25 protein-coding genes are annotated in these 26480 nt (G+C 62.8%); 10 read left to right on the forward strand and 15 right to left on the reverse strand.

What is annotated here, in order from left to right; all coding sequences use genetic code 11:
• Together VLJ37_09400 and VLJ37_09405 are read right to left on the reverse strand one after the other, a co-directional pair.
• Positions 1 to 213: prolipoprotein diacylglyceryl transferase family protein (locus tag VLJ37_09400; GenBank protein HSA59883.1), on the reverse strand; the 213-nt coding region annotated here is incomplete at its 3' end.
• Between the two features lie 142 nt (positions 214 to 355).
• Positions 356 to 1975 carry a hypothetical protein gene (locus VLJ37_09405; GenBank protein HSA59884.1) on the reverse strand — a complete coding sequence of 540 codons (1620 nt, stop codon included), beginning with the start codon at positions 1973 to 1975 and terminating at the stop codon, positions 356 to 358.
• Between the two features lie 291 nt (positions 1976 to 2266).
• Between VLJ37_09405 and VLJ37_09410 the strand changes: the two genes are divergently transcribed.
• Positions 2267 to 2767, forward strand: coding sequence for a hypothetical protein (locus tag VLJ37_09410; protein HSA59885.1), 501 nt, complete (start codon positions 2267 to 2269; stop codon positions 2765 to 2767).
• Here VLJ37_09410 and VLJ37_09415 read toward each other — a convergent pair.
• Complete coding sequence (locus VLJ37_09415; GenBank protein HSA59886.1) at positions 2687 to 3697, reverse strand: diguanylate cyclase; 1011 nt, start codon at positions 3695 to 3697, stop codon at positions 2687 to 2689. The two genes, VLJ37_09410 and VLJ37_09415, sit on opposite strands and share 81 nt — an antisense overlap.
• A gap of 14 nt (positions 3698 to 3711) precedes the next feature.
• On the opposite strand from VLJ37_09415, the gene VLJ37_09420 reads away from it, so the two are divergent.
• The 3 genes from VLJ37_09420 (at position 3712) to VLJ37_09430 (ending at position 6661) form a co-directional block, all read left to right on the forward strand.
• Positions 3712 to 4725 carry a tetratricopeptide repeat protein gene (locus VLJ37_09420; GenBank protein HSA59887.1) on the forward strand — a complete coding sequence of 338 codons (1014 nt, stop codon included), beginning with the start codon at positions 3712 to 3714 and terminating at the stop codon, positions 4723 to 4725.
• A gap of 128 nt (positions 4726 to 4853) precedes the next feature.
• Entirely contained in the window at positions 4854 to 5993 is a 1140-nt protein-coding gene (locus tag VLJ37_09425) for a calcium-binding protein (protein HSA59888.1), read from the forward strand.
• Positions 5993 to 6661, forward strand: a complete 669-nt coding sequence (locus VLJ37_09430; GenBank protein ID HSA59889.1) for a hypothetical protein — start codon at positions 5993 to 5995, stop codon at positions 6659 to 6661. Before VLJ37_09425 ends, VLJ37_09430 begins: the two co-directional genes overlap by 1 nt.
• A gap of 14 nt (positions 6662 to 6675) precedes the next feature.
• Here the strand turns inward: VLJ37_09430 and VLJ37_09435 are convergent, their stop codons facing one another.
• From VLJ37_09435 to VLJ37_09445, 3 genes are read right to left on the reverse strand one after another with little or no spacing between them, the layout of a single operon-like run.
• Positions 6676 to 7224, reverse strand: coding sequence for a hypothetical protein (locus tag VLJ37_09435; protein ID HSA59890.1), 549 nt, complete (start codon positions 7222 to 7224; stop codon positions 6676 to 6678).
• Positions 7225 to 7238: 14 nt separating this feature from the next.
• On the reverse strand, positions 7239 to 13019 hold the full coding sequence (locus tag VLJ37_09440; GenBank protein HSA59891.1) for a hypothetical protein: 5781 nt from the start codon (positions 13017 to 13019) through the stop codon (positions 7239 to 7241).
• A 12-nt stretch (positions 13020 to 13031) separates the two neighbouring features.
• On the reverse strand, positions 13032 to 13715 hold the full coding sequence (locus tag VLJ37_09445; GenBank protein ID HSA59892.1) for a hypothetical protein: 684 nt from the start codon (positions 13713 to 13715) through the stop codon (positions 13032 to 13034).
• Between the two features lie 213 nt (positions 13716 to 13928).
• Here VLJ37_09445 and VLJ37_09450 point away from each other — a divergent pair, with 213 nt between their 5' ends.
• From VLJ37_09450 to VLJ37_09465, 4 genes are all read left to right on the forward strand, one after another.
• Positions 13929 to 14471 carry a DUF309 domain-containing protein gene (locus tag VLJ37_09450; GenBank protein HSA59893.1) on the forward strand — a complete coding sequence of 181 codons (543 nt, stop codon included), beginning with the start codon at positions 13929 to 13931 and terminating at the stop codon, positions 14469 to 14471.
• Between the two features lie 33 nt (positions 14472 to 14504).
• On the forward strand, positions 14505 to 15830 hold the full coding sequence (locus tag VLJ37_09455; protein ID HSA59894.1) for a methyltransferase domain-containing protein: 1326 nt from the start codon (positions 14505 to 14507) through the stop codon (positions 15828 to 15830).
• Positions 15831 to 15998: 168 nt separating this feature from the next.
• Positions 15999 to 16499, forward strand: a complete 501-nt coding sequence (locus tag VLJ37_09460) for a hypothetical protein (GenBank protein HSA59895.1) — start codon at positions 15999 to 16001, stop codon at positions 16497 to 16499.
• Positions 16500 to 16612: 113 nt separating this feature from the next.
• Positions 16613 to 17434 carry an amidohydrolase family protein gene (locus tag VLJ37_09465; protein ID HSA59896.1) on the forward strand — a complete coding sequence of 274 codons (822 nt, stop codon included), beginning with the start codon at positions 16613 to 16615 and terminating at the stop codon, positions 17432 to 17434.
• On the opposite strand, the gene VLJ37_09470 is transcribed toward VLJ37_09465, so the two are convergent.
• From VLJ37_09470 to VLJ37_09485, 4 genes are all read right to left on the reverse strand, one after another.
• Entirely contained in the window at positions 17363 to 18061 is a 699-nt protein-coding gene (locus tag VLJ37_09470) for a hypothetical protein (GenBank protein ID HSA59897.1), read from the reverse strand. The two genes, VLJ37_09465 and VLJ37_09470, sit on opposite strands and share 72 nt — an antisense overlap.
• Positions 18062 to 18098: 37 nt before the next feature.
• The gene (locus tag VLJ37_09475; GenBank protein ID HSA59898.1) at positions 18099 to 18791 is read right to left on the reverse strand and encodes an SRPBCC family protein; all 693 of its coding nucleotides are present in this window, start codon (positions 18789 to 18791) and stop codon (positions 18099 to 18101) included.
• 99 nt (positions 18792 to 18890) lie between these two features.
• A complete protein-coding gene (locus VLJ37_09480) occupies positions 18891 to 19820 on the reverse strand; it encodes a GGDEF domain-containing response regulator (protein ID HSA59899.1) in 930 nt (309 codons plus the stop codon).
• Positions 19821 to 19938: 118 nt separating this feature from the next.
• A complete protein-coding gene (locus VLJ37_09485; GenBank protein ID HSA59900.1) occupies positions 19939 to 21039 on the reverse strand; it encodes a DUF748 domain-containing protein in 1101 nt (366 codons plus the stop codon).
• Positions 21040 to 21105: 66 nt separating this feature from the next.
• Between VLJ37_09485 and rplS the strand changes: the two genes are divergently transcribed.
• Positions 21106 to 21492: a 50S ribosomal protein L19 gene (gene rplS, locus VLJ37_09490; protein HSA59901.1), complete on the forward strand. Its 387-nt coding sequence runs from the start codon at positions 21106 to 21108 to the stop codon at positions 21490 to 21492.
• Complete coding sequence (locus tag VLJ37_09495) at positions 21437 to 22069, forward strand: ribonuclease HII (protein HSA59902.1); 633 nt, start codon at positions 21437 to 21439, stop codon at positions 22067 to 22069. The genes rplS and VLJ37_09495 overlap by 56 nt, the downstream gene beginning before the upstream one ends.
• 20 nt (positions 22070 to 22089) lie before the next feature.
• On the opposite strand, the gene VLJ37_09500 is transcribed toward VLJ37_09495, so the two are convergent.
• From VLJ37_09500 to purM, 5 genes are read right to left on the reverse strand one after another with little or no spacing between them, the layout of a single operon-like run.
• Positions 22090 to 23544 (reverse strand): hypothetical protein, encoded by a 1455-nt coding sequence (locus VLJ37_09500; GenBank protein HSA59903.1) that lies wholly within the window; start codon positions 23542 to 23544, stop codon positions 22090 to 22092.
• Complete coding sequence (locus VLJ37_09505; GenBank protein HSA59904.1) at positions 23545 to 24219, reverse strand: metal-dependent hydrolase; 675 nt, start codon at positions 24217 to 24219, stop codon at positions 23545 to 23547. It lies immediately after the preceding gene.
• Between the two features lie 15 nt (positions 24220 to 24234).
• On the reverse strand, positions 24235 to 24807 hold the full coding sequence (locus tag VLJ37_09510; protein HSA59905.1) for an outer membrane beta-barrel protein: 573 nt from the start codon (positions 24805 to 24807) through the stop codon (positions 24235 to 24237).
• Positions 24804 to 25406, reverse strand: coding sequence for a phosphoribosylglycinamide formyltransferase (gene purN, locus VLJ37_09515; GenBank protein HSA59906.1), 603 nt, complete (start codon positions 25404 to 25406; stop codon positions 24804 to 24806). Before purN ends, VLJ37_09510 begins: the two co-directional genes overlap by 4 nt.
• Entirely contained in the window at positions 25403 to 26446 is a 1044-nt protein-coding gene (gene purM / locus VLJ37_09520) for a phosphoribosylformylglycinamidine cyclo-ligase (GenBank protein HSA59907.1), read from the reverse strand. The genes purN and purM overlap by 4 nt, the downstream gene beginning before the upstream one ends.
• Positions 26447 to 26480: the final 34 nt, after the last annotated feature.

Raw genomic sequence — 26480 nt, forward strand, 5'->3', positions numbered from 1 at the left:
GTCGATGGCGATGTAAAGGATGCGGGAACCGACCAAGGCCGCGACGATGATGTAGAAGGAGAGGTCGAGGACGAAGTCCGTCTTGATCCGGACGAATTTCGCCTCTCGGGTCGACCACCAAATGCCCGCCACGAACCCCAAGGCGACGAGGACCCCGTACGTATAAACCTTGATCCCCCCGAAAAGCGGAATTTCGAATAATAACGGGAACATCGGTGAGGTTGAGTATACAGGCGAAGGTCTCAATGTAAAGGAGTTAAAAGGAAAGTGCCCCTCCTTCACATCCCTTCGTGAAGGAGGGGCACGGGGCAACTGGCCTCGCAGGGCGGCGAAGGCCAGAGCAGGGCCAAGGTGATTACTTCAACCGGATCAAAGCCCCGGTCAGGCTTGCCTCGCCGGCGCCGGACACGGTGAGCGCGTCCGCGGGCGTGGCGAGACGGTAGTACTGCGACGCCGTGCCCTTCAGAATGTTCGTGGCCGGATACGTCGCGACCGTCGTCGTCACGGGGCCGTCCAGGACGGTCCCTCGTCCGTCCTGAGCGTCGCAACGGACGCACAGCCCCGTGATATTTCCCGATTGCGAGTCGACGCTTCGCCCTTGGTAATTGTATCGGGGATCGGAGGTGGCTCCGGTCTCCGAGAGGGAAAGGGCAAGCGACCATCGGCTTACGAATTCCGGGAATTCGTCAAAATCGGCGTCAGTACCGTTCCAAGCCGCCTCGAGATTGGCGACGCCCGTGAACGGGCTCGCGTAGAGGCCGCTCAAGAAAGCGTCTCCGTCCGGGCTCTGTTCATAGAGGTAGCGCAGGAACGTGTAGCAGGCGCCGCGCTCGGGCAGTGTCGGGGATCCGGCCGAGATGATCGATGTCCGGGACGGCTGCGAGAGAAACAGCTTCACGCGGGAAGGGTTCTCGTTGCCGAAACCCGTCAGATCCTCCGAAAAGTGCGAGAGGCATTCGTTGAGCCAAGGTTCCTCGGTGGAGCCTTTGTTCTTGAAGACATGCTGCTGGAAGCTATTCATGTGCTGGTATTCGTGGGCGAGCACGCCGGGCAGGATGTTGGTCACCGCGAAATCGGCCGTGACCGAGGCCCCGCACTTGCCGTCCGGATCGGGAACCAACGTGTAGAAGATTTCCTGGGCGTTCGAGGCGGGATTGACCGAACTCCTCTGATACAGATCGCCGGGAAAGAAGAACCCGGTCACGATCCCTCCGGAGGTCGCCATCCGGTTGACCGTACAGGTCATGAGAATCGTGATATGGCCGTCCAGGTTGATGTCCGACTCATGGCCGAAGAGGGCTCGTTCTCGGGGGAGTGCGACGCCCTCAAAGTTGTAGGCCAGCTTTTGAAGGTCCGTGTCCGAGATGTTGTCGCGGTTCTCCTGATCCACGTAGACATAGAGGTCGCCGGAGGCGTACCGAAGCTCGCCCGTCACCTCTTGATAGGTGGTCAGGGAATTCATGGTCGAGATAACGTTGAAGGTGGAGGTGTCTCCGACGGCCGGCGCGGCGCCGGAAACCAGGGAGGCCTGTGAGGATGTCCGGACCTCCTCGAACTCGCCCGACTCGCTCACGATGTTTTCGACGGCGCGGAGGTAGTCGTGCAGTTGGCCGGCGCCCTCTTCGGTCTCCGAGGCCAATCCGGCGTCGGCGGCCAAGGCGGCCGTTTCCGTCTCCAGGGCCGCCACGGCTCCCGCCGCAAGGCGCACGGTCGAATCGGACCCCGTCTGCTCCGTTGAATTCACGATCAAGACATAGTCGGTCGCCGGGTCGTCCATGGAGACCGTGGTGACGCCCGCGGAGAGGTCCAGGATTTCGATGCTGTCGAGGGTCTTGTTCCCCCCAAAGGAGCCGGCGCCGGGGCTCTCCACCGAGGTCGAAATCCCAGGCGCCGAAACGCCGGAACCGCCGCAGGAGGACAGGATCGCGATGGCGGGTAGTACAAGGATGATGCCCTGACGGATCGAAAGCCCCATTTGCCCCTCTCCGGATTCGACTGCCGGACTGTTTGCCCTGGAGGGGTGCAGTGCAAGGGGCATACCAAAATGATAAATGACTCAATACGACGTTTGTTATATTAGTAATTTCAGTATGTTATATAACTATTTATGCTTGGATCACGTCCCGGCCCTAGGGCGGGAAAAGAGGGTCAAAAGAGACCCTTTTGGGCCTCGTTTCTTTCGGAATGAGAAGGATTTTTTCTTTACAGTCCGACCGGTCCTTTGTTACGCCACGTGCACTTTTGATCAATCTCTAAGGAGGAGTTCATGAAAAAGATCGCTTTGATTTCGGCTGCGCTTCTTCTTTGCGTCTTCGGAATGGGTTGGGGAACCGCCTGGGCGGGGTCGCGGGAAGGGAAGTTTCAGTTGGGCGGCGGCGCGGGTCTTGCGCTGAACCCTCCGGTGCGATTCGACCTCAACATCGGCGGTGAATACTTCTTTTGGGAAAACATCGGCATCGGCATGAACATCGACATCTTCTTCCGCGGGCCGACGGCGTTCACCTTCATTCCGTTCGCGAGATACCATTTTGACATCCGTTCGGCGCCCGCATGGGTGCCTTACGTGGGCGGCGGCGTCGGTGGCGGCGTCAACACGGACGGGGCGGGGGCCCTCGACATCATGATTCCGGACTTCGGCGTCCAGTACGAAGTCCTCGATGACAAGCTCTTCTTAGGAACGGACATGTCAGTCCACGTCGTCACGAACTTCGACAACACCGACTGGGACTTCCGCTGGCTCTTCATTACGGCCCACTACCGCTTTTAGCGTCAGGACGCGGTCGCGTCCGAGCCTCTTGGCCTCGTAGAGAATTCCATCCGCTTCATGCAGGAGGGATTGATGGGACATGTGCGACGCTCTCAAGCCCGCGACGCCGAAACTCGCCGAGAGGGGATAGATTTTATCTTCATGAAAAAAAGGGCTTTTCCGGATTTCCCGGAGGAGCCGGTTGGCGATCTTGGCCGTCGTCCTTAAATCCGTCTCGGGAAGGATGATGGCGAACTCGTCGCCGCCGTAGCGGGCGACTGTATCCACGAAACGCACCCCCTGCAGGAGGAGCCTCGCCATCTGCTTTAAAACCTGATCTCCTTGCGGATGCCCGCAGGCGTCGTTGACGGTCTTGAATCCGTCCAAGTCGACCATGACGAGGGACAGGTCGCGGTGGTATCGCCGAGCGCGCTCGAATTCGCGTTCCAACGCTTTTGCGAAATACCGGTGGTTATAGAGGCCCGTGAGGCCGTCGCGTTCCGCGAGGTCCCGAAGGAGATTTTCCTCCCGCTGGCGGTCGGCTTTCTGACGATTGCGCTCGATCAAGCTCCCGATGACCTCCAACAAGGGAAGGCTCTCCAGGTCGTCCTTCAGAAGAAAATCGTCTGCCCCCCGGTGAAAGGCTTCGCGGGCCACGCGTGCGCAGGCGTCGCGCGTGAGGAGAAGGATGGGAAGGGCGAGCCCCATTTGACGGACTTCGAAGAGAAAATGAAATGCATTGGCGTGAGGGAGGGCGTGATCCGTCAAGACGAGATCGAAGGTCTTGTGGCGGAGTTTCTCAAAGGCCTCGTCGGTGGTTCGGACAAAGCAGAGGGAGGCGGGGACGTCGGATTTCCGCAGGGAATCACGGATGAGGACGTGGTCCTCCGTGACGGGATCGATCACGAGGATCGAGAGATTCTCCTTTTCCATCGTGTTGGTGCGGTGCATTATAACGTCGCGTCATGAAGCTGACAAGAAAAGTTCAGACTATTTTCCTCGTTCTCGCGTCGGCTTGGACGCTCGCGGCCTTTCCCGTCCAAGCGAGGCCGTCCCCGGGCGAACAGATCGAAAAAGCGATCACCGCGCGGGACCTGCTTCTGCAGAGGAGATATGCGGAGGCCGAAGCTTTTTTGAAACGCATCGTGACCGAATGGCCCGAGGAGCTGATCGGGTATTTCGGTTTGATGTCCCTCTACCAGGTCCGAAACCTTGACAACTACGATTACCGGTTCGATCCGGCCTATCTTGCCTGGGAGGCCAAGGGCCGCCCGATGGCCCTCAAGATCGCCCGCGCGCCCGCGGAGGCCGGGGCGTGGGATCTTCTCATCGCCGGTGGGACCCTTGGTGTGAGCGGTTTCTATCGTGCGCACAACCACAAGTGGTTCGCGGGGCTCCGCGACGTCTCGTTCGGTTTCCACACCATCCAGAAGGCCCATGAGAAGGACGATACGCTGGCGGATGCCCTCTTCGGGACCGGGCTCTATGATTATTGGAGGAGCTATTTTACCCGGAAGCTGCACTTTCTGCCGTTCTTCGCGGACCGCCGCCCGGAGGGGAAGGCGGCCCTGGAGAGGGCGGTCAAGGAGGCTCATTTGACGGGAATCCTCGCCGAAATCGGGCTCGCCTTCATCGATTTTCAGGAGAAGAATTTTGAAAAAGCAGCGTCCACGGTGGACCGCTTTCTGGAACACTACCCTGGAAACACCATCCTGCGGACCCTGAAGGGGGAATGTTTGATCGAGCGGAAGAAATATGCCGAGGGGGTCAAGGAGTTCGAAAAAATCATCGCCCTCGACCCGAAACTCACCAAGTCCTACCTCTATATGGGTGTGGCCCTCGCCAAGGAAGGCAAGGACAAGGACCATGCCCGGGAGCTGCTTAAGAAATTCCTCGAGATGGAGCCGAACGCCTCCGAAGATTGGAGGGAGCCCGCCCTGGAACACTTGAAAAAGCTCGAAACGCCCGACCGGACCTAAAGACCCTGCCGTCCGGAAATTGAGACGCCGGCCGGAGACCGTCCGCGCGCGTCCTCGGAATTCATTCGCCTTTTTCGCATCCCCTTGTTGGCACCGCTCTTGCGATAGCCCTCGTTGAGGAGGTGGCTATGCGCCAGGTTTCATCGTCCGCGTCGTCGGTTCATTCATGGTCGGGTTTGGGGATCGAGACCCATGCGGGGCGCTCGAGCGTGCTCGAATCCGATCCCTTTGGAAATCACCGGATCACGGCCACCGGCCATGACGATCTGATCCGCGCCCGGGAGGAGAGCCTCGGAGGCCTTCGCTGGCTGGTCGTCGACGTCAACGACGACCGGTACCGGATTCCGCTCACCGGTCCAAGGGCCGCGCGGTCCGTCGCCATCGACGCCGGAGCCGGCAACGACGCCGTCTTCGTCGATCCCAGTGTCATGTTTCCTCTCTTCATCCAGGGAGGCGTCGGGGATGATTACCTCAAGGGAGGTTCGGGGCCGGCGGCCCTGCTGGGCGGTGAGGGCAGCGACACGCTGATCGGCGGTCCCGCATCCAACGATTTACTCCTGGGTGGCGGGGACAACGACGTGATCCACACGGGGGGTGGCCGGGACATGGTCTCCATGGGGGATTTGCTCCAGCGCCTCCGCGAGGGCTGGTGTGATCGTCCTGTGATCGCTCCGGAACGTCCTTCGGAAGCGCCCTCCTGGACGCTGCCAGCGCAGGAACTCCCCCCGGTCGCGTCGCAGCCTCAGCCGCCATCTCAGCCTCAGCCGGTCATCGCACCGGTCCCCCCGCCCATCGTCCGTCCTCAACCCCAGGTACAACGGCCCGTCGTCCCGCGATCTCAAAAGCCATTCGTGGCGCCTCGACCGAGGCTTTCGGACCTCCTCGCCGCCGTCGACACGCACAACGAAAAGGGCTTCAAGTCCGGGCGGTCGATGACCAAGAACCTCCTGACCGCTCTCTATGACGGCCCTCAAAGGTTCCGGGAAGCGGTCGCATCCCTCGCCGGCCAGGGGGAACGGGACGACGCGGTCGCGAGTTTCCTGCGCGCCCTCTTCGACGCGGGTCCCGGCGGGGCCAGGCTTTTCAAAGACATTCCTCTTTCCGAGAAAAAGACCCTCGCCGCCTACCTGGGCGGTGGCAACAGCTGGAACGCCCAGAAAAAGGGCCTGATGCTGGTGATGTCCAAGGCCACGGGGGCACCGGACCGGAATTTTGGAAACGACAGCCAGGCGCAGGATTACCTGCGCCGCTATGCGGGGGTGTTCTGATGGAAACGAGAGGGATCAGTCTCTTGAACAACAAAATCATTTCTTTCGACGGCTGGCCGGAGAGTCTTCCGGCCGCAAGCGGCGGGCCCGTCACGGGCGACGAGTACGTCGGCGCCCGCGCGACGGTTGCGGCGAATCACGAAAGCCTCAGGACGCCCGGCACCGCCCCGAACGCGGCGGTCGTGAAACAGATCGAGGAGATCGCGGACAACCCCGCGCTCAGCGACAAGCAAAAGCGCGCTACGATCAATGACTTGAGAAAACAACTCGGGATATCCAAAGGGGACATGAAGAAACTTTACATGAAGCCTCTTGAACAGAAGGCGGCACAGGAAGGGGACGAAGCGAAAAGAAAGTTATATGCTTCGATGTACAAGCCCGGCGGATGCGTGAAAAAGGTGTTTAAGGGGATCGGCAAGGGTTTAGCCGTCGGTGCCAAGGTCGCGGCGGGTGTCGCGTCGGCGATGGTGAATCCGGCAAACCTCATTCCCATGGGCGTCTCGTTGATCAGCAAGATCCCAGGCGTTTCCAAGGCGACCAGAGCCGTGGAAGGCGCCGTGGATCAGGTCACCGGGTGGGCGGATAAGGGCATGGGTTACGTTCAGAGAGGCGTTCAATTCTCGAAGGATCTGGCCTCGATCTTCGGAAATTTTGGCGGGAGGGGCTGAAGCTCACGAAAGGATCAGAACATCACCCCCATCCCGGCCTGCAGCTCCAGGAATCCGAAGCCGCCGTGCCGGTTGCCCATGCCGCCCAAGCCGATGTCGGCGCCCCAGAAGGGGAGCACGCGCCCGTCGGTCCGGTCGCGCCAGAACATGTGACGGACACCGATGTTCAGGACCCCGCCGTGTTGGGGGTCGCTTCCGGACACCTCGCGATAAATATAGTTCAGATGGATGGGGAACATGAGCCGGTTATCCAAGACGAAAAGATCAAAGCCGGCCCCCGCCCGGTGTTGCATGTTTCCAGCCGAATCATAAAGGAACGCGTAGCAGGCACCGCCTCCGACGCCCGAGAAGGCCCCGGTCGCGCCGTCCGCGCTGGTCGGGCGCAGGATGTCGAAACAGCCGCGTACGCCCGCGTAGGCCCCGCCCGTCCCGTATTCCTCGAAGTTGCCGCTCACCGAGGGCCGGTCGTCGTGGCCCGCGCCGATCCAGGCGCCCAAGACGGGTACCTCCAGTCGGAAATGGAAGTAGTCGGTGTGGAGCTGGTAATCCGGTCCGTCGCCCATAAAAACTCCTTCAATTAGAAGATCGAAGCATTTCTCTCCGAGACCACCGTGCCGCGGCCGTAGCTGATGCTGCGACGCGAGGCGACGCCCGCATGGTCCTGGGCCCCGTTCAAGACGGCGGTCATGAAACCGATGACGTCGTTCAAGGCCGCCGAAGACACCGTCGGATCGCGATCGGTGCCGAGACGCGTATTGATGACGCCCGCACGCACGACGATGAAGCCGCCTTCCCGCATCGGAAGTGTGAGCCACCAGCCCTGGTTGTCCAAGAAGTCGCGCGCTCCGGGTCGGTCTTCCTGGCGCCAAGGCGAGAGGAGGATGTTGCCCGGGAGAGTGATCGGATCCGTCGGAACGCTGATGCGGTAGTTGAAATTCGAGGATGGCGTGACGACACCGGTGTCGACGTACGTACGGCCCGCGACCGCTCCGGGAATCTCGGACGCCGGAACGACCCGGGACGGCGCGAAACTGGAGGAGTAGCCCGGGAACTGATCGGCGTGATGCACGAACCAGGTGATGTCCGCGGGGGAAACGCCCAAATCGCCCGGAACGAACCAGTACATGAGGTTGTCAATCGTGTCCGGTTGGGCCGTGCTTCTGCTGTGGAATCGGCCGTCCAGCATGCCGCGGACGCGGCAGTTGAAGCTGCTGCCCGTTCCCGAGCCCCGGATTTCCGACGCCGTCCGCAGGTCCTCGATCATCAGGAGGAAGCGCTCCGTCGGCGCGCTGAAATGCCGCATCGTGTCCGTGACCGTGTCCGGCGGGTTCAGAACCACCTGGGCCACGGCCTGGATGGTCGCGGTCTCGAAGTGGGTATCCAAATGGGTCTCGGTCATGAGCTCGGAGAGAGGGACGCGATGCGCCGAAATCCAGCGGTTGGCGACGGTATCGCTCACCCCCAAACGCGCGGTCAGCATGGGGCGGATGACATCCGCGGTGGCGTCGGGGCTGATGCGGAGCGAGGGGTCGGAGGCGTCGGTCGTATCAAGGGTCAGGAATTCGACGACGCGCGAGGTGCGGGAGATCGGCGAGCGCGAGTCGAAATCGACGCCGCTGGTGCGGACTCCCGTGCCCATCTCCATCAGGTTTTCCGCCATGCCGGCGAACCGGTTCGCGTAGAACGTGGCGAGATCCGGCGCCATGGGGCGAAGCGCTCCCAGCGCCCCCGTGCCGACCGTTTCGAGGTTGATCGGCGGGCGCGTGGGCAAACGCATGCGCGGGAGCCTCGCGTCGACGTCGGTCCCGGGAAAATCCTCATGCTGATCCAAGATGAGCAGGGAACGACCTCCGGACACGGGGACGATGCGGAAGGTGCGCGACGAGGCGACCATCGCGCTCGCTCCCGTCGGTGTGACGCGGATGACCCGGATGTTTCCTTCCCGCGTCTCCACGTGCGTCACACGGAAGCTGTGGTCGTTCAGGAGGGTTCCCGTCTCCAGCGAGCCGTTGATTTCCCCGTCGGAGGCCCAAGGGTCCCAGGCCGAGGAGGGGTTGGTCTCGATGATTCTCGCCAGGGCGGCCGGATCGACCGGAAGGACGGCCAGGAACTGCATGTCGGTGCCGTCGTTCGGCGCGGGGGCCCTGTGATAACTCGGGTCACCGAAGGCGTGAGCGTGAATACCGCGCAGGCCGCCGGATCCCACGGTCGCCAGCCGCGTGAGCTGGCTGCGGATGTTGCCCATGGTGATGATCAGCCGGTTGCTGAATCGCCGGAAAGACCCGCCGCTGTCGTTCAGATACGAGGAGACGAGCGTGGTCAGGTCATCCTCAGAGATGGCCGCCCGGATTTCCGGCGTGTTGCGGATGCGCGTCACGAGATCCGACACCTCCATGCGGCCGCTGGTGAGGATGCGGTCGACTTCCGCGCGGGGGATCCCCAGGGCGTCTTCCATGTTGCGGCCCAGGTCGGGGTCGAGGCGTGGAGGACCATCCGAACGCGTCTCCGAGATGAAGAACAGGGTGCCGGGGGCGCCGGTCGTCCGGTAAAGCGGGCGCTGGGCGTCGGAGAGGACGATGGGCTCGCCGGAACCGCTGCGCGCCGGCGGATTCGGGAACTCGCGGCGCATCGTCAGGGACTCCTGCAGCCTTCCCAAAAGGGCGCCCATGGACGCCGGGTCGCGCAGATTGGCCGTCAGTTCAAGCCGCGGCATGTCCACGTAGATCCGGCCGCGGCCCTGCGGGAAGAGGGCTCCCGCGGCCGGGGCGTTCATGGTGGCCTCCGAGAGAACGGCCAAGTGGGAGGTCCCGTTCATCTGGGTCTGGTAATCGCGCCACTGGTCGGTGGTCCAGGCCATCCAATCGTTCAGATTCGTCGGAGGAGGGGTGATTCCCGTCGGCACGGGCGGCGTCGCGACCACGCGCAAAGCCCCCGTGGTGCCGTTGATCCGGACTTCGAGGGCAGGCATGTTGGCGTCCGCCGTGACGCCGGTCAGATCGATTCTCTGTTCGTTGATGGTGGCGCTGCCGCCGACGCGCGAGGCGAGCGTCATGCCGGTGACGGTCAGTACGGTCTCCCCGGTCACCGGATCCACCGTGCCGCCGATGGCATTCGCGCGCGACGAGGACCCGACCGTGAGGGAAAGATTCGTGCCCGTGCCGTCGCGGACGCCCAGGTTGACTTCAAAGGCGGGCAGGCGGCCGTCCGTTCCCGGCAGGGCCCGGAAGGAGACCGCCCCGGAGGCGCTCCGGTCGACCTGCCACTGTTGCCCGTTGGCGATCGCGGAGAGCTCGGCGGTGACGTCCGTGAAATTGATTCCGCCCGGGAGCGAGAGGCTCGGAATCGTGACGCTCGCCGGTCCGATGTCGCCCGCCGTCCAGGTGCTCGTGAAGCCCATCGTCCGCGTGTTCAGGTCGATCGTGCCGCCGAAATTGCGGATGGGGATATTGAGGCGCGTGCCGGCGGGGATCGTGTTCCCGCCCAGGGAGATTGCGCTTGTGACCGAGCCCGAAAGCCCCGTGCTGGGGACCGAGAGCGTCAGGTGCGCCGCGGACCCGTCGACCGAGCCCGAGAGCGAGTAGGCCGTTTCGAAGTGGGCGGTGCCCGAGCCCAAGGTGACCGTGGCCCCTTCGCGGACCGCCGTCGCCGTGACGGTCAGGTCGCCCGTGAGTTGAGGGTCGGTGCCGCCGCCGCGGAAGGAGACGCGTCCCGTGCGCGGGTGGATCGTCGCATGAAAGGAAGACGCGCTCCTGAGGTCGCCCGCGTACCGGTAGGTGACGCCGTCGACGACTTGGGTGAAATCCACGTGGACCGTCTCCGGCGGGCGGACGGCGAGCGAGATCCGGTCTCGGTTTCCGCGGACGTCCAGTCCGCCGCCCGTCAGATCCACGGTGCCGGTGACGGGCAGGCCCGGACGGTTGATCGTCAAATGCTGCTCGCCGAAGGGGAGATTGGCCGAAAGATTCGGATTCCGGGGCGTTCCGCTGATCCGGCCGGACCCGATGGTCCTCAGAGTCCCGACGCCGGGGACGGCCGCTTCCACGAGGATCTGGGAGAGGGGGATCGCCAGATCGGAGTCCGGATCGAAGTCGTAGTACCGGACGGTCGCGGCCTCGGGCCCCGGGCGCGTGTACGAGAAGTCGTGGACGTGGTGGTGGAGGTCCGCGGCGATCCGGGCGCTGGCCGTGATGGCCTCGCCGTCGACGTTCACCGTCGTGTGACCGGCGATCACGACGTGACCGCGGGCGTCGTCGGAGATCCGGATGCTGGATCCGGAGAGCCTGACGCCCGAGCCGCCGATCTCGCGCACCGTGCCGTTCAGCCTCAAACTCATTCCCCCCACGGTCGGGCGGAAATCGGGCGGCGTGAACGTGCCCGGAACGTTCGTGTGCTTGTCCAAGAGACCCATGGAGCCGGTGAGCGTTCCGGTCATCTCAAAGGTCCGTCCGCCCATGGCGGTGAAGCGGAGGCGCTCGACGCGCGTATTCACCGAGGCCGTGTGCGTGACGCCCGAGGCGTGGCCCCGGGAATCCGCCGAGTCCAAGACCAGTCCCAGGCCCGCGAGCATCCGGTCCGTCGCGCGGCCGTTGACGATGGAGGCGCGGATGCGGTTGCCGTCCACGGTCACGTCGGCGCCCACGTTGTATTCCGGCAGGACGAGGCGGTCGAGACGCATGCCGGAACGCGTGAACGTGGCGTCGAGCCCCAGTCCCGAAAATCCGAAGTCGGCCGTACCCGTGGCTCCCAAGGGATTGAAGAGCCGGGCGTTCGACGGCGAGAGCCTTAAGCCCTCCGCGTGAAGGGTGTGCGATTCGCGGTCGGTCCCCACGGCCGTGCCGGAGAGCGTGATCGGATTGGTCGCCGTGAATCCCATGAGGGCCGCGCTGACCAGGAGATTCCCCTCCGGATTTTTCTGATTGAGGGTCGCGCTCGCGAGGTCCGGCGTGAAGCTCGCGTTGTAGGAGACCTCGCCGCTCCGGACGTTCACGGTCGCGTGCAGGCTCCGGAGGAGGGCGCCCTCGATGCCGACCTCGGACGTCTGGTTGTGAAGGAGGGTCCCTCCCAGGACGAGGGCGGCGTGATCGAGGCCGATCTCGGGGGCGTCGACAGTCGCCGTCAGGTCACCGTTGGCCTGTCCGGTCAGGTTAAAGGAGATGGCGTGGTCGCCGGTCAGGGGGTGCAGCGTGATGTCGCCGCCCTGGATCGAACCCGAGTCCATGAGGATCCGGCCGCTGCCGCTGAGGGGATAAAGAGGCTGGGAGCTGGCGAGCGCCGCCAAGTCCCCGGTCCCGCCGGAGCAGAGGGTCGCCAATGTGGTGAGTGCCTGGGATGTCGCCTGGAACATGTCGTTGCCCAGCGCGTCGCGATCGCCTCTCGGCGCCATGTCCAGGGCGACGTCTTCGAGGCGGACGTTGTGAATTTCCGATCCCGGGTTCGGAGCCCCGTTGCAGGAGACGGTGGGGGCGTGTCGGATCGTCCCGATGCTCGCGTGCGGTATGACGACCCGGAAGCCGCCGGTGTCTTCGTTGTAATGGACCTCGACGTTCAGATCGACGTCGCTCAAGGTGACCGTCGGGGAGAGCCTCAGTTCCGGCAGACGGATGTGCGCGTTGCTGACGGGTCCGAGCTCCGGAACGAGGGGATCGCCATCCTGACGGTTCGCGACGATCCGGAAGCGGACGCCCGCCATGTTCACCAAATTTTCGAGCCGGCCGCCTTCGGTCCCCTGGGCCTCAAAGAAGGCCTGCAGGAAGCTACTCGCGGGACCGGGGATGGAGCTCATCCTCCGCCCGAAGAGGGTCTCGGTCAGCTCCTCGGTGACGTTCATCGGCGAGACGTCCAAGCCGAAGATCCTCAAGGGGATGGGCAGGTTGAGATAGGTGGCCGTGGCCCCAAAGGTGATCGCGCCCGTCGTCGGATCGGTGTTGATCCGCAATTGGCTGATCGTTGCGTCCCCGCCGCCGGGGATTCCGTTCCGCTTTGTGAGGGGGGGGAGGAAGTCGATCGTGCCTCGAATCCTTCCGTCTTCAATGAAGAGACGGGCCTCCATCCAGGTATGGGGATTGACGACCACGCCGCCGCGGTAGGTGCCGGCGTTGAGAGGGCCCGCCATTTGGATCTCAAAGTTTCCGTGGTCAGTGATCTGGGGCAGGAGCCCGGTCATGACGGCCCCGCAAGGGTTTCCCGCCAGCGTCCGGTTCAAGTCCGTCAGGTCGGCGATGGAGGCGTCGAGGCAATGCTCCGAGGTGACGGTGACCGGCGCAGCCGGAGGAAGCGGAGGCGTTTTCGCGCCGGGGTCCGTTCCCGGTCCGGTGGGCCCGGGGGAAATGCCGCTCGTGGTGATGACGGGATCGCCCATGATTTCTCCCGATTAGCTCTTGCCCTTCGACGTGATGTCCGTTGTGACAGCCACGGTCGCTGCCTCTGGTGTCGCGGCTGGATCCTGAGGAGGCGCTTCGAGTGCCGCCGGTTTGGGTCTTCGCCGGAACAGGCGGCTGATGAGGCCCGGCTTGGGAGGTTCCGGCGTCACGCCAGCCGCCTTGAGGCTTGCCTCAAGCCTTTTGATCTTTCGGCTGCGCCGGATGATGATGATGGCCGAAGGGATTCCAACCAAGAGAATGGCGATGCCCACCAACCACGCCGTGAGGGCCTGATCGGTATGATGGCCCTCCTCCCGCTCGCGGCGCATTTCGCCGACGCTGGCCTTGTAACCCATGCAAAACGGGTCCCGGCTGTTCGGAGGGCAGTTCCCCTGATTCGCCGGAAGGGCGGATTCGTGGGGGATGGGCGCCGGGGCCGGGTCCGACCGGCATCCCGCCAGGGCGGTTCCCACGGCGGTGATTGCGGTCCCGGCGAGGAAGTAACGCAGCGAACTGCGGGACGGGCCGACATCCGGAGAGGGATAAAAGAAGGCGGGCTCAAGCGTCCCCGCGCTGACAGGCCCAGGGGCCGCCATGGGCACAGGGTGAAAAGAGCCTGTCATTTCCATGGTCTGGATTGTCTGAAGGGCTAGATTTCCGACGGTCTGGGCGACGATCAGGTTGCTCTGCGTCATAGGCGCCTTCTCCTCATGCGGTTGTCCCCTCGGGAGGCGCTATCGTCGATTTTTAGTGAATGTTGCGTGGAATGACCTAAAATTTTGAACAATTTCGAGGGCTTGTTTGACGCGTCCCGGCGCGGGCGCCGGAAAAGTCAAGTCTAATCTTCTTTCTTAGAGCAAATTTTTACCGCTTTTTTTGGTCCGGGGCGGCGATTAGGGTGTTTTTCGATGTCTTCACAGGAACCTTCCATCTGGTCCGAGGCCCCCCGCCTGTGTCCGCAAAGGCCTTTCCCGCCGTACCGCTTTGTCCCGGGCGTGACGCCCCATCCCCGGCAGAATCCCAAGGGGCATGCCTACGGCAAGATCGAGGAGAAGCCGGCCTACCTCCCTCCCGAATGTTGGAAGGAGAACGAGATTTATCTCCATGGCATCGATCTCTACCATCAAGGCTACCTGTGGGAGTCGCACGAGGCCTGGGAGGCCTTGTGGCACCTGACCCGGAAAGAGGACGTCGAGGGGCAATTTCTTCAGGGGCTCATCCAGAACGCGGCCGCCTTGCTCAAGGTGCATCTCCGGCAATGGGACGGGGCCCGGCACTTGAGCCGGGAGGCCCACCGGCGCCTTCAATTCGCGGCGATGCATCACGCCGGTCCCTTCATGGGGATCGATCTCGTGGATCTCTTGAGGTCTGTGGAGGCGTTTTATCTTCCGCTTTGGGGGGGCGGGGAGCGCGTCGCATCGAATCCTCCGCGTCTTTCCCCAATCGAGTGACAACTTTTGCGGTTTTTTGACGATAGGCCGCCCATGATCGGTTTGTCTGTTGGAAATCTGCTCCATCTGAACGCTGCGGCGAACGCCCTCATCCCGTCGCGCACGCTGGGCGAGATGACGCGCATGGCCGTCGATCCCGAGCAGCCGCGCGAATTTTCGCTGCCCGTGGGGTTGGCCGTCAGCGCTGGCGTCCGCGTGGCGACGTCGATCGGCCCCTCCGCCCTGAGGCTCGTTTCCGAAATCCGGCAGGCGCGCGGACGTCCCCTGGGCGAAACGCTGGCGGGCCTTCTCCAACGCGTCCGCGAGACCCCGCCGCCTCCGGCGAGCCTCGACCCCGACCTCGATCCCGTTTTGTCGCGCCACCCAAGGGCCTTCCGCACGCATCCCATGGCCGTGCAAGTCGCGGAACACTTTCGCTCGGGACGAATCGAAGAGGCGCGCTCGTATCTGCGCAACAATTGGTGCCGGTTTCCGGCCTTTCTCGACCCCGTCTTGAGGGACCTTATGGGCGATCTCGGCGCGCGCGCCTTGCTGCAGGAGGAGGGGGTGCGGATCTTGGAGGATTGGAAACGATATCAAGCGGAGGCCTCCTTGAGGGATCAGTACCCCATCGAACGTTTCGGCAAGTCGAACCTCCGGGGCATGGCGGATTACGACCGGGACGCCTTCGGCCGGGAATTCCTCGTCCGATGCGGCGCCAAGCTGCGCCCCCAGGACACGCTGTTTCACAAGATGATCGGCCGGCTCCCGCGGGGGGCGCATCTGGCGGACTGGGGGAGCGGGGCGGGCATCTTCGGCCACGAGGTCAAGTCCCTCCGGCCGGACCTCCGCGTGACGTCCGCCGACCTCTTTCCTCCCGAAGAGATCTTGGCCGCCCACCCGGAGCCGCCTCTGGCCGCGGAGACCCTTCGGTCCGAGATGAACTTCTTGACCGGCAACGCCGTCGAGGTCGGTCTGCCGGAGAACGACCGGGCCGATCTCCTCATCTCCGTCTTTCTCCTGCCCTGGGTGCCCGATCCGCTCCGGTTCTTCGCCCACATGTATAACCAGCTCAAGCCCGGCGGCGTGATGCTCGCGACCGTCCACATGGAGACCTACGACGTCGATCGCCCGTTCGGGGAGCGCATGATCGGGACGGCCTTGGCGGACGATTTGAGGGCCCAGGGCCTTGAAGTCGAGCTCGCCAACAGCAACCGCACGATCGCGGTCCGCCGCGCCGACGCGCGCGAGATGATGGTCACGGCCGCGCTCCGAGCCTCCTCGTTCGAGGAACTGACCCACGCCTTCGGCGTCCTGTATCTCTATTACAACTTCTACCGCCGGGCCTCCTCCGGACCTGGCTGGATGACCCTTAGCTAGGTCGAAGGGTGTTTTTCGCCCCATTGATGCCCCCCGCCAAGAGGCGTAAAATTTTCAAAAAGCGAACAGAGTCCGGCTTTGCTGGACGTAGTGAGCGGTTCGTCCACGGATCAATCGATGGGAGCTCGAGGGAGAGCAGGATCTCCCTCGATCAAAAAGGAGGGGGCCATGAAGCATCATCCTCATGAACGAGTCGTGAGCGGGGTCTTCGAATCGCGCGAGGAGGTGCACAAGGCCCTCGACGCACTGGCCTCCACCGAAATTCCCTCCGACGACATCAACGTCGTCATGAGCGAGGCGACCTTCGAGGAAGAGGACTTTTCAGAAATCACCTCGGGCCTGAAACTCCATAACGAATCGGTCCACTCGGCCAAGATCGGCGGCATCGTCGGCGCCGTCGTCGCCGCGGCGACCGTCCTGGTCGGCATGATCACCGCCGGCGCCGGACTTCTCGCGGCGGGACCCATCATCGCCGTGATCACGAGCTTCGGCGGACTCCTGGGCGCCTTGATCGGCGCCGGCTTCAAGGAAAACGAGGCGGAGGCGATCGACGACGCCGTCCGCCAGGGCAAGATCCTCTTGGCCGTCCACAGCGAAGACCACGGCAAGGCCCGGCGCGCGGAAGAGATCCTCCGCGAGTGCCATGCGCAGATGGTCCATCATTATTGACACCGTGTAGGGGCGATCCTTGTGATCGCCCCCACGCGTGTCGGGCGAACACGAGGTTCGCCCCTACAAGCATTTGCCTTGCCTGATCCCAATTCCCCCGTCATTCTCGGCCTATGTCTGACATCATCGACTTTCACACCCACTTCTTTCCCGAGAAACTCTGCAAGGCCATCTGGGAGTGGTTCGAAACGCACGGATGGCCCATCAAGTACCAGGTCCAGGCCGAGGAGACCGCCCGCCTTTTGAAGGAACAGGGCGTCTCCCGCTACGTGGTCCTGAACTACTCACACAAGGCGGGCATGAGCGAGTCCTTGAACGCCTGGACGCACGCGTTCGCACGGCGCCATCCCGAGGCCATTCCCTTCGGCGCCATTCACCCGGAGGAAGGGAATGTCCCCGGCCTTCTCGACCGCTGTTTTCGGGAGTACGGATTCAAAGGCCTCAAGTTCCACACCCACGTGACGGGCATCCGGCCCGACGACGAACGCATGTTTCCGGTCTACGAGAAGATCCTCGAGCATGATCGCGTGCTGCTGATCCATTCGGGAGGAGGCCCGAGCCTCAAGGGCTACAAGGAAACGACCAAGGACGTGAGCGGCGCGGCCTTTACGCGGAACATGCTCAAGCGGTATCCGGGCATGAAGGTCGTCGTGCCGCACTTGGGCTTCGACGAGCCGGACGAATTTTTCGAGCTGATGGAGGAGTTTCCGAACCTTCGAATGGATACGACGATGGTGGTGGCGGGGTACTTCCCGATCCCGATCCCTTGGGAGAAAATCGAACGATTCTCGGACCGCATCTTTTACGGAAGTGATTTTCCCAACATCCCGTACGACGCGGGAATCGAGATGGCCGCCATCCGCTCATCGCCGCTTTCGCGCGAGGCGAAGCTCGGGATCCTGGGTGGAAACGCCGCGCTTTGGCTGAACCTGTGAATCCGGGTCGTCTTCCCGCGCCAGCTCCGGAATGGATTCGTTGAGCGCGAGTCCCGAGGGCAGGAAGACCGAGCGGACGTAGTCCTTTCCCTCCTCATCCGTCCGATGCCACCAGAATGCGGCTTCCGTCAGACCGACTTCGACCTGTGTGGGGGCGGCCAGATCCAGACCTTCATGGAAATTCGCGGCGATGAGGCGCACGCAGTGTAGAAAGGTTTCGCCGTAGGCGCGGGTTTTCATGCCCGGGGCGGCGTCGAAGCCGCGCAGTCGTGCTTCCCCTCTCCAGCGACCGATGGCCCGGAAGTCTTCGAAGACCTCCGGGCAGAGGGGAAAGCGGAACAGGCGTCGGCCCAGGCGGCCGTCCAAGCGCTCCATGAAGCCACGGAGCGTCCGGGCATAGGGATCGCCGCGCTCCCGGAGGTCCTGATCCGACAGATGGGAGAAGAGGATCATCGCGTCCGCCGGCCCCAGGGAAGCGGCGCGATCCATGTACCGGAAGGAGAGCAGCCGTGCCTGCACGGCGTAGAGCATCTCCTCGCGGCCACTCAGGGTCTGAGGCGCACGAGGGTCTCCGACGCACAGGGGGTGCACGAGCAAGTGAAGGGAATTCAGGGGGGTCAGCGGCATCGGGCTACGCATCGCCCCCGCGGCCGAAAAGTTGCGATCATCCCGCCTTTTGCATCGAGAACGGGCGGAAGAGGGGCGGCATCCGCGACGACCACTGGGGATTGACGCACCGGCTGGCCAGCGAGGCCGGGAACTGTGGGAGCTCCTCGATCGTGGCGTTCGTGATCTTGCCCTTGGTCCCCGGCAGGAGCGGGGTGACCTGGGTGTGGATCGTGTAAACGGCGAGAGTTTCGTTTTCGCTCAAGGGATAAAACGCGCAGGACCCGTTGTTGATCGCGAGGCCCATCGCGAAACGGTCCTTGTGAAATCCCGTCTCATCGAGACCCCAGTAGAGCTGAAGGCCCAGGTCCAGCTGCCTCTCATGCACGAGGATGCGGTAGTGGATCGTCAATCCGGCGGCCTTCATCTTGGCCTCCTGAAAGTAGGAGCCGGTTTGGCCGGACGGGAGTCTTCGGGACGACGTGAAGCGTGGCATCCAGTCCGCCCAGTGATCCACGTCCCGCATGGCATCCGCCGCCCGCTCCATCGGGACCGGGATCGACCAGAGCGTGACCAGACGCGGCATCTTGGCCTCGGGCCGGTCTTGGATGTCGTAGAGGATCGTGCCCCGGCGCAATTCCATCATCAGGTCCTGATGCTGCGCGGCGGATACCAGCGCCTGGGCCTGGAGAGAGGCCGCCTGCGCGGGAAAAAGGGAGGCCCCCAAACCGGATGTCAGTGAAATCGGCATGCGTCCTCCATGGTGTAGGGAGGGCATCGTTAGTTTTTTGAAAAAGTTGCCTTGAGTTTCTGTTCGCTAACAGGGCCATGGACGCGGGGGGGAGGAGTTCTAGACGCCGGAGGCCAGCCGCATCTGCGCGCCGCCTCGCGAACGGGCCTCTTGGAGGGCCTTCGCGGCCCGGGCGAGGATGTCTTGCGGCTTGTGAAGGCGATGAATCTTGGGGGAAGCGCCGCGGTAGTGCATGACGCCGATGCTGACGGTGAAGCGGTGCGAGGCCGACTGCTTCTTGACCGTATCGAGGACGCGCCGGGCGCAGCGGACGGCGTCCGACTTGCGGCAGTGTGAGAGGAGCATCGCGAACTCGTCCTGGTCGTAGCGCGCCACGACGTCCCCGGAGCGGACGGCGCGCGTCAGGATCGAGGCGAGTCTTTTCAAACACTGCTCGCCGAAGAGAAGCCCCTTTTCCCGGTTCAGCCGCTCGAAGCCGTCGACGTCGATCATGAGGAAGGAAAGGTCGTACTGGTGCCGGTTGCACCGCGAGACTTCACGACGGAGCGTGTCCTCGAGATAGGCCCGGTTGTAGGCGCCGGTGAGCGCGTCGCGGAAGAGCATGCCCTCGTTCAAATCCTCCCGCTCGTGAAGCAGCGCGTTCATGCGTTTGCTCGCGGCCATGAGCCGTTGCACGCGGCTCACGAAGGAATCCAGCGTGGAACGGTCCTTGGTCAAGAACTCCACCGCGCCGCTGTGTCCCGAGATTTCGAGGTTGGGATCGGTGAGCTCCTCCGTCAGGATGGCGACCGCCGCGAAGGGGTGCCGCTCCGAAAGTCGGTCCAGCAAATCGGTCGCGATGCCGTCGGGCAGCTTCCAGTTGATGATGACCAGGTCCCAGGATTTGGAGGGCAACAGTTCCGAGGCTTCTTGGAGCGTGCTCGCGGAGAAGATCTCCGCGTCCGGAAACGCGCCGCGGAATTTCTCCTCGATCAGAAAGCGGTGCCCCTCGTTGCTTTCAACGAGCAAAAGGGCCGGCGATACGTGCATTTTCGAATCTTAGCCGTTTTGTAGGGAAACGGTCAACGCGCGAAGGGTGAATTCGACGGAAAAATCAGTATTTATGACGCGCCGTGCGGGAAAAATGACGCATTTCGGAACGGTTCGGTCATTTGAAGATGCCGCGAAGCTTGTCCAAGCCCGACTCCGCCCCCTTCTTGACCCCTTCGCCCGCGCCCTTGAGCGCCTCGCCCATCTGGCTGGGGATCGCCATGATGAGGCCCTTTGAAAGCGACTCCACGAACCCCGCCGTCAGGTCCGTCATGACGTGGAATTGGGGATTGCGGATGTTGCCGCTGATCATCATATCGAGCTCCACCCGGCCGTTCCGGTCCTTGAGGGAGTCGACGACCGTGTTGGCGGCGAATCCGAAGATCTTCGCCTGCTTGGGCTCGACGGCCAGTCCGCTGATGACGACATGGGCGGGCGCCTTGAGGTAGTCCTTGTCGCACTGGGCGTGGCTGGTCATCGCCATCGAGCCCCGCGTGATCCGGACCGGCAATCCCTTGTCGTAGTAGGGCGCGTAGCGGGGAAGGGGAAGTCCCGTGAGATTCGCGTCCGATTCGAAGGAGATCTTGGGGGATAGAAAGTCGGCCTTGCCCGTCATCGAAAAATCCCCGCCGCCGCCGATGTCGAAATCCATCTTGAAGGAGGCGGGCAGGGGGCTCTCCTTGGTCGGGAGGCGCACGTTCCGGACCTTGACGTCGATGTCCGTCACGCGCGTGGTCATGCCGATCTTGCCGTCCCGGTAGTCGACCACTCCGTTCCTGATCGTGATCTCATCGATGTTGACGGGCAGACGTTTCTCGCCCTCCCCCCTCATGAGCAGAGGGATGCGTTTGGAGAGTTCCCATTGCCCCGTCTTGGTGGTCGCGTAGACGATCTTGGGCGCGTCGATCTCGAACTCGATGTGGGCGAGTTTGCCGAAGAGCATGGGCCACGGCTTGATCTGGATGGCGGCCCGCGCGACCTCGATGATCTTCTCGTTCTTCCGGTCCGGATGGAAGACCTCGATGCCCTGGGCGATGACCCGGCCCTCCAAGAGGCGGAGCTCGGAGCTCGCGATCCGCACATCGGTCTGGAGAACCTTCCGGGCCTCGCGGACGGCCATTTGCGTGAGAAAGGCCCGGCTCATGAGGGGGACGAAGAGGACGGAGGCCCCCCCAAATACGACCAGCGCGATGAGGAGAATCTTGAGAAATTTCTTCATTTTCGCCTTGTCATTCCGTAGAATCCCATGTTACCCACTGCAACCTCGCGAAACGGAAGGTGTTTTATGAATGTTATCGAAAAAATACAACGGGAAAACGTGAAGCCCAATCTTCCTGATTTCCGGCCCGGCGACACCGTCCGTGTCCACGCCAAGATCAAGGAGGGCGACAAGGAGCGCATTCAGGTGTTTGAGGGCGTCGTCCTCCGCCGGAAGGGCCATGGCGCGGAGGCCTCTTTCACCGTCCGCAAGGTGTCTTATGGCGTCGGCGTCGAGCGCGTTTTTCCCGTTCAGTCGCCCCTGATCGACAAGATTGAAATCGCCTCCCGCGGCAAGGTCCGCCGGGCGAAGCTCTATTATCTGCGCGATCTCTCCGGAAAGAAGGCCCGTCTTGAGGGTGAAGAGGGATTCCAGGCCGCCGGTCCAGGCCCCGAAGGACCTACTGCCGCTTGAGCGTTCGCTCCACGCGAAGGGGATCCTGTCCGTCGCGGGGGTGGATGAAGCCGGCCGCGGCTGTCTGGCCGGCCCCGTTTTCGCCGCCGCGGTGATCCTGCCCGCGGGACTCGTCATTCCCCAGGTCGACGATTCCAAAAAACTGTCCCCCGATCTTCGCGAGCGCCTCTTCGAAGTGATCCGCCGCGAGGCGGTCGCCTGGTCGGTCTCCTCCGTCGGCGCCGGCGAGATCGACCGGATCAACATCCATCACGCCTCTCTCAAGGCGATGCGCCTCGCCGTCGCCTCGCTCTCCGGACGTCCGGATTATCTCCTGATCGACGGAAAATTCACCTTGGGGGATTCACTCTTCTCGCTCCCCCAGGAGGCCGTTGTGGACGGCGACGCCCGAAGCCAGTCCATCGCTGCGGCGTCGATCCTCGCCAAGGTGTCCCGCGACCGCTGGATCGCGGAGGAGGGAAGAAAATATCCCGGGTTCCGATTCGCCAAGCACAAGGGTTACGGGACGGCCGAGCACCGAGAGGAGATTCGAAGATACGGATTGACGCCGCTCCACCGGCGGACGTTTCGTATGTAGGGCGAACACAAGGTTCGCCCCTACGAATTACGTACCTTCAATTCCCCCGCCCAGATCATCTCGACGGCCCGCAGGGCGCCGAGCATCTTGCCCTCCAAACCCAGCCAGTCGAGGACGTTGGGGCCCAGCACGAAGAGATTCTTGTAAGGCGAGGTGATCGTCGGAAAAAAGAACGACGGTTCGTAGGAGACGCGCTTTTGGACGATGCGTTCGAGGACGGCGGTCTCGTCCTGGGGCGGGAAGAGCGGGGCCGTCTCGCCGACCGCCTCCGCTGCCACTTGGACGGCCGGAAAGACGCGGCGAAGCCGAGCGCCCGCGAACGGGATCAGTTTGCGAAGATGCTGGTCGATCCGCGCGTGCAGGGCTTCAAAGGTCTCAGCCGTCTTCTCGCTCAGGATGTAGGTGACCGTCAAAAGCGTGTCCGCGTCGGGAGACGTTGACTTGGAAATCGGCTGAATGTTCAATTCCAGGCAGTTGGCGCCCTCGAAAGGGGCGTCGGCTTCGGGGATCAGGACCAGGTTTTCCTTCATGGGACCCGGGAGAATCTCGCGCGGGACCTCGTACTGGACGAGCCCCCGGCGCTCCATCGGTTTCAGATCCGAAACCTTTCTTTGCTCCCTGCCCAAGAGGAAGGAGAGCAGCGGCGTCGGCAGGGTGCGGTAAAGGGATTGGATGTTCATGTTCCCCAGGACGAACCGGCATTTCGTGGGGAAGCTGTAGCGCGGAAGCTGAACGGACTTGATCTCGCCGCGCTTGGTCGCGAACGAAAAGGGATCGTCGCCCAGCGGATGAACCATGCCGCCGAAGTAATCGAGCTTGTCGAAAAAGAGCTTCTTGACCTCGCGCGCCCCGCCTCGGATCGAATAGCTGCTCCCGCTCTCCGGCGGAAGAAAGAGCATGAGCTGAAAGAGCGGAGGGTCGATCAGCGGGCTACGGGACAGGAGGCGGATCTGGGATTTGAAGACGCACTGGAGGTCCGGAGAGAGGCTTTTCCAAATCGCCAGGGCTTTTTCCCCGGGCAAGGACTGCACCCAGCGGATGAAACGCTTCTTTTCCTTGGGCCCGACGACGGGGAAGAACGAGAGCATCTCGTCCAGGTGATTCTCGCGGAGGCCGTCAATCTCGGACAAGAGTTCCTCGACGAGCTCTCGCTCTTCCGGGAACTCCCGCTCGATCTCCTTCAAGAAGAGGGGCCGCGATCGATGAAGGTCCAGCCGGTGCTTGGGCAGCACCACCTGGCAAGCGACCTTGTTTTCGTGAAGAATTTGAAGCTTCGTGTCCGGGATCATGAGCTTGCCGAGCAGGCTCTTCAAGCTCCGCGAGCCCAGGCCCGTGAGCAGGTTGGGCACGGGCTCGGTGTCGTTTTCGTCGTCCAGGACGAGGACGTTCATCCCCCGCTTCGCCAGGAGCGTCGCGGCCATGACCCCCGAGAGGTCGCTGCCTAAGACCAATAAATCGCAGAAGTTGAGGGACATTTATAATTCGTACGTTTCCCCGAATCCCATCACCTTGACCCGCGCCAAATCACCCACCTTGTCGATGAACTCCTCGGGGTCCTGCTTGATTTCCGGGAACGTGTTGTAGTGCATCGGGATCGCGAGCTTGGGCTTGAGAAACTCGACCGCCTTGGCGGCGTCCGCGGGGCCCATCGTGTAATTGTCGCCGATGGGCAGGAAGGCCACGTCGATGTTGTGCTGCTCTCCGATCAGCTTCATTTCGAGGGAGAGGCTCGAGTCGCCCGCGTGATAGATCGTGCGGTTCTCCATTTTGAGGATGACGCCGCAGGGCGATCCGCCGTACGCGCCGTCCGAGAATCCGGAGCTGTGGAAGGCCGGGGTGAGGATCACTTCCCCGAACTCAAAATTGTAGCCTCCGCCGATATTCATGGCATGCCCCGTCGCGCCCTTGCCGATGGCGTATTGGACCAGCTCGTAGACGCCGATGACCGGGGCGTGGTTTTTCTGCGAAATCTCGACCGCGTCGCCGAAGTGATCCGAGTGCGCATGCGTGGCGATGACGGCGTTGGTGATGATCTCGTTGGGGTTGACCTTCACATGGGGGTTGCCCTTGAGGAACGGGTCGATAACGACCTTGCCCTTGGCCCCTTCAATGAGGAAGCAGGAATGGCCGAAGTACGTGAATTTGATCATGCGATTCTCCTTATATTAAAAATGAAACGCGACATTACCTAATAAAGAATACGGGAATATAGCTGTACTGGCGCTTGGCGTCCCAAAATTTGTGATCAGTCCGATCGACCGGAAGACGCCTTCAAAACCGAGCGAGATGGCGTCGGTGATGTAATAGTCGAAGCCGACCCCCAACTGGGCCCCAAGCCCGACGCCGCCCGTGGAGTCGCCGACGCTGCCCTCCGTCAACCAGTAGAGGCCGACGCCGACCGCGGCATAGGGGTCGAAACGGGGATCGTTTTTCAAAAAGTAATATTTGAAATCGAACGTGGGCATTCCCAGGAAGAGGATGCCGCGGTCTCCGGAGGAGACGTTGGTTCCGTTCTGGGTCGTGATGAGAAAGCTCGTCTCGAAGGCGAACTGCTCATGGAAGCGGTAGTTGAAAAAGACGTGGCCGCCGAATCCCGGGTCCATGACGGGAATGGTGTCGATCAGAAAGATGTTGCCCGCGGGACCGAGGCCCACGGCGAAGCCCTGGCGGGCCTCCGCCGCGCGGAGCGGGAGGGCGGATGCGGCGGCGAGCAAGACGGCGATCATGATTTTCTTCATAGGATTTCGACTTTGCGCCCCTGAACTCGGATCTTGCCTTCCGCGAAGAGCCGGATCGCTTCGGGGTATAACCTGTGTTCCACGGAATGGACTTTTTTCTCAAGGCTTTCAAGCGTTTCTTTCGGGGAAACGGCGATCGCTTCCTGAAGGACGACCGGTCCCGTGTCGGTCCCCTTGTCGACGAAGTGCACCGTCACTCCGGTGACCTTCGCCCCATAGCGCCACGCCTGTTCGATCGCATGGGTCCCCGGAAAGGACGGGAGAAGGGCGGGATGGATATTCAGGATGCGGTTCGGATAACGCTCGACGAAGCGAGGGGAGAGCACCCTCATGAATCCCGCCAAAGCGATCAGGTCCGCGCCCGCCTTCTCCACGGCGGCGATCAACGTGTCCTCAAAGGACGACCGGTCCGGGAAATCCCCGTGAGGAATGACTTGGACCGGGATTCCCGCCTTTTGAGCGCGCTCCAGGGCGAAGACGCCGGCCTTGTTGCTGACCACGAGGACGACCTGGGCTGGGTAGGAGGGGGAGGCGGCCGCATCGAGAATCGCCTGGAGATTCGATCCGTTCCCCGAGACGAAGACAGCGACCCGGCTCATAGGATTTCTAGGGGATCGTCGCCGGACCCGCGCGCTGCGATCCGGCCGATGACCCAGGCTTCGTCCCCCCGGGAACGCAGGGCTTCGACGACGCCGGACGCGTCGCCGGGACGAACGATGAGGCAAAGCCCGACGCCGCAATTGAAAACCCGATGCATCTCCTCGTCCGCCACCCGTCCCCATTTCTGGATCCATTGGAAAAGCGGAGGCACGGGCCACGCGTGGCGCTCCAGGATGGCGCGGCAGTTCCTGGGATAGACGCGCGGCAGGTTTTCAATCAGTCCGCCGCCGGTGATGTGGGCGATGCCCTGAAGGTTGAAGGACGTCATGAGTTCCAAGACCGTACGGACGTAAAGCCGCGTGGGGGCCAGGAGGGCGTCCGCGAGGGGGCGATTGAGCCCCGGGTACTTCTTGTCGGGTGAGAGCTTCTTTTGGGCCACGATCTTCCGGACGAGGGAAAAGCCGTTGGAATGGACCCCCGACGAGGCGACGCCGACGATCGCGTCGCCGGCCCGGACGCCCGATCCGTCGACGATCTTGTCCTTTTCCACGACGCCGACGATGAAGCCGGCGAGGTCGAAGTCGCCGCCGCGGTAGATCTTGGGCATCTCCGCCGTCTCGCCGCCCAGCAGCGTGCAGCCGATGTCCTTGCAGGCCTGCGCGATGCCCTTGAGGAGGCGGACGGCGCGGTCGACGTCAAGTTTTCCGGTCGCGAAGTAGTCGAGAAAGAAGAGAGGCTCGGCCCCGAGGCAGAGGACGTCGTTGGCCGACATGGCGACCAGGTCCTGCCCCAGGCCTTCCAGACGGTCCCATTCGAGGGCAAGTTTCACCTTGGTCCCGACCCCGTCCGTCGACGAGACGATGACGGGATTCCGGTACTTGGAGGTATCCAGGGCGAAGAGGCCGGCGTAGTGGCCGACGGTGGAGAGCACCTCCGGCCGTTCGGTCATCTTCACGAAGGGCTTGATCCGTTGGATGAAGCCATCCGCGGCGTCGATGTCGACGCCGGCATCCTTATATGTAAGCGCTTTGGCGGACATGAATCGGGTCTTTTTCATCTTGAAGGCCGGAAAT

It is taken from the genome of bacterium (assembly GCA_035454885.1).
GTDB lineage: Bacteria > UBA10199 > UBA10199 > JACPAL01.